This window comes from Bartonella sp. OT172YNZD (assembly GCF_042193725.1).
Taxonomy (GTDB): Bacteria; Pseudomonadota; Alphaproteobacteria; order Rhizobiales; family Rhizobiaceae; genus Bartonella; species Bartonella grahamii_A.
Genome location: NZ_JBHILZ010000039.1, coordinates 1 through 3,203 on the forward strand (window position 1 = coordinate 1; position 3,203 = coordinate 3,203).

The 3,203-nt window shown below is 36.3% G+C and carries 1 protein-coding gene and 1 pseudogene; both read left to right on the forward strand.

The window, feature by feature from the left end:
- The coding region (locus tag ACFIJS_RS08675) for a YadA-like family protein (RefSeq protein WP_375651207.1) at nucleotides 1-269 on the forward strand (269 nt) is incomplete at its 5' end.
- A 1,157-nt stretch (nucleotides 270-1,426) separates the two neighbouring features.
- Nucleotides 1,427-3,203: pseudogene (locus tag ACFIJS_RS08680) on the forward strand (hypothetical protein); the annotation flags it as partial.

Below are 3,203 nucleotides of genomic sequence, written 5' to 3' on the forward strand. Positions count from 1 at the left end.
TTGAGACTTTGAATTATGCCATTGAGGATGTTCGCAAAGAAGCAAGACAAGCAGCAGCTATTGGTCTAGCGGTGGCTAATTTAAGTTATGATGATACACCAGGGAAGTTGAGTGTTTCATTTGGTAGCGGGGCATGGCGTGGACAATCTGCATTTGCTCTTGGAGCTGGTTATACATCTGAAAACGGAAAAATCCGCTCTAATCTCTCTGCTACGAGTGCTGGTGGTCATTGGGGAATAGGTGCTGGATTTAGAATAACACTAAATTAAAAACAAAAACTAATTCGCCCTTGCCTTAATACATAAGGTGAGGGCAAAATTTTAGAAATACATAAGTAGTCTTTACATAGAAGTTCATAGGGTAATGATGGTATAAATTCAAAAATTTTATGACAACCGATTTTATTTTTATATTTTTACTAGAAAAACATCAGCTCTTGAATTTTTCTCGGAGAGGCTATGTTTTAGTAACTCAAAGACTCTTGTTTTTTGTTACTTTTTTCAGGGATGATAATTTTTATAAAACTTGTATTTGTTAGAGATAAAAATTTTAACAAAAAAGTTACAATTACAGAATAATATTTTCATATAAACCCACTTAATATGTTTACAGGATAAACTTAGAAGTGAGTATTCAATAATTTGATTTACGAACAATATCTATTGGGGAGATATGCTTATAAAAATTTTCTGTTCCACTACTTTATTTATTTTCTCTGTATAGAAGCAATTATTGCATTAAGACTCATTCTGGTTAATAGAACGCTTAAACGTACACACATAAATTAGAGAAATTTAGAAAATTTAAGACAAGACTTAGAAAAACATTACAAACTCCAACTGTTATCGAAAAGACTTTAACAGTTGTTGAGGGGTTCTGTACCTCAATAACACAAGCTCACATTTTTTATTGCTATTTTATTTAATATCCTATACGTAGCGAAGATGAATGCAATTAAGACTCATTTTGCTCAAAACAGCTAGGAAGATAAAATAAAGGTCTAAAGAACCTCAAAGATGTAATAAAAAAGAATAAATAATACAGAAGGCAGATATGAAAACTAAACTTATTCCACAATAAGAAACCAAGCGTTTTACTATGATTAAGCTGCACATAGCCTTAATTTTTAAAAAGAAAGTATGCACATTTTAAAAAGGTATTTGAATTATGAAATATAACCGCCTTCTATACTCTAAAAGTGTTAGAAATATTTAGTCCATTCTTAAATTAGACCCAAAATATGTCATCTTTATGTCAAATTACGCCTTTCTTTTTTTCTGAGCTCAAAGACTCGTTACGAAAAAAACAAACACTGCAAAAGCAAAACAACTTGAAATTTTAACAACCAAAAAGACCAAATAAAACCATGCCAAAATTAACATAATGAAGAATGTGTCTTTTTTATGTTTTGTATGAGGAAAATTTTATGAAAAAGTTATCTACCACTCTAGAACGCAATGACGATAATTATCCTCGTTCTTCTTATTCCTCGTTTTTGTTTAAGGTGCTTTCTTCAGCTGCAATAGTTGCATTCTTAGCGAATGTATCTCCAGTTTTTTCAGCGAGTTCTGATTTAACAAAAGTGCTTCTTAACAGTGGAGAAAGTGCTGCTGAAGAGGATGCCAACAGTAGCGCATCTTTTCTTAATGTGCTGAATGTAGAAAAAAAGAATTCTTTAACAGCGCAGAATTATTTAACAGCATTGAATATGGGGCCAATATCAAAAGTAGATGCGTCTGTTGATTATGCCAATTTCCTCATCAAGACTCTTTCTGGTAAGAGCGATAACACTTCCATAATAAATATTTTGACAGCAGAAGATAATAATTTATCGAAAGGGGTGATAAGTACAGAAGAGCCTTATAAGAGATCTCTCACTAACCGACAGTTGCCTATTTCTGATAGCTCTACCATCCAACAGTTTGCTTACAATAGTGAGAATGCAATACCTGTTACAATGCCTGTGAATGTGTCTGACCTGCTGCGGGATGGAAATGCAGGAATGCAACGTGGCGTAGAGGGAGAGAATGTCTACTTTGGTAACAATATGGATCAAAAGGTTGTCAATTCTGTAGTTATTGGTGCTAAGACGATCGCAAGGTTCAAACCAGGCGTAAGTGACAAGCAGAATTTAAATGGGCCTACAGTTGTTGGTTATGGTGCAAAAGCCTATAGAGGATATTCTGTTGCTATTGGTATATTCTCGGAGGTAAATGGAATATATGGGATTGCTATTGGACGTAACGCGCAGGGGGGGGCTGAGGGGGGGGTTTCAGCTATAGCTATAGGCGCTTATTCTCAGGCTAAAATGGAGGATAGTATTGCAATCGGTTCTGCTCCATATTTTGATGAGAGTGAAAGAATAGAGGATGAACATAGAACAATTGCATCTGCTGAGCATACAATAGCTATAGGTAGTAAAGTGCATGTGGAGGGAGAGTACGGTATAGCTATGGGTTATAAGGCGCAAGTATCCGATAAGAAGGATAGCATTGCGATAGGTAATATGGCGCACGCTTTTGGTATGAGCTCTGTTGCAATAGGTTCCGAGTATAATGCAAAGAGCGAACACGGTGAAGATGATTATACAACAGCGAAGGAAGATTATACGACGGCTTTAGGTTCTGTTTCTAAAGCCTTAGGATATGGATCGACCGCTGTTGGACACCGTGCCTATGCAGAAGCAAAGAATAGTATTGCTTTTGGATTTTATTCAAAAGCAGAGGCAGAGGGAGGTATCGCAATAGGTTCAGATTCTTCTGTTTCGGTAGAAGGTGGTGTTGCTTTAGGGAGCGAGTCTTTTACCAAAACTCCTGCCGGTGTTTTTGGGTATGCCCCTACGACGAAAGGTGAAGTTGCCACAAATCCTATACCTCAGTGGAAAAGCACGTTAGCTGCTGTTAGTGTTGGTGATATTTTTTCTGGCAAAACGCGACAAATCACAGGCGTAGCAGCTGGTAGGGAAGTGACTGACGCAGTGAATGTTGGACAGCTAATGGATTTAAAAACTTACGTTGATAAAGCTAATAAAGAAGCAGGTTGGAAATTGTCTGTTGACGATGAAAATACTACAATGGCTAACTTTAACAACGGAGTAGATTTATCGTCTGGAAGTAGTAACCTGAATATAACAAAAGGGAAAGAAGACAATAAAGTAAAATTTGATTTAGCTCCCGACATCACATTAACGAGCTTAAAGGCAG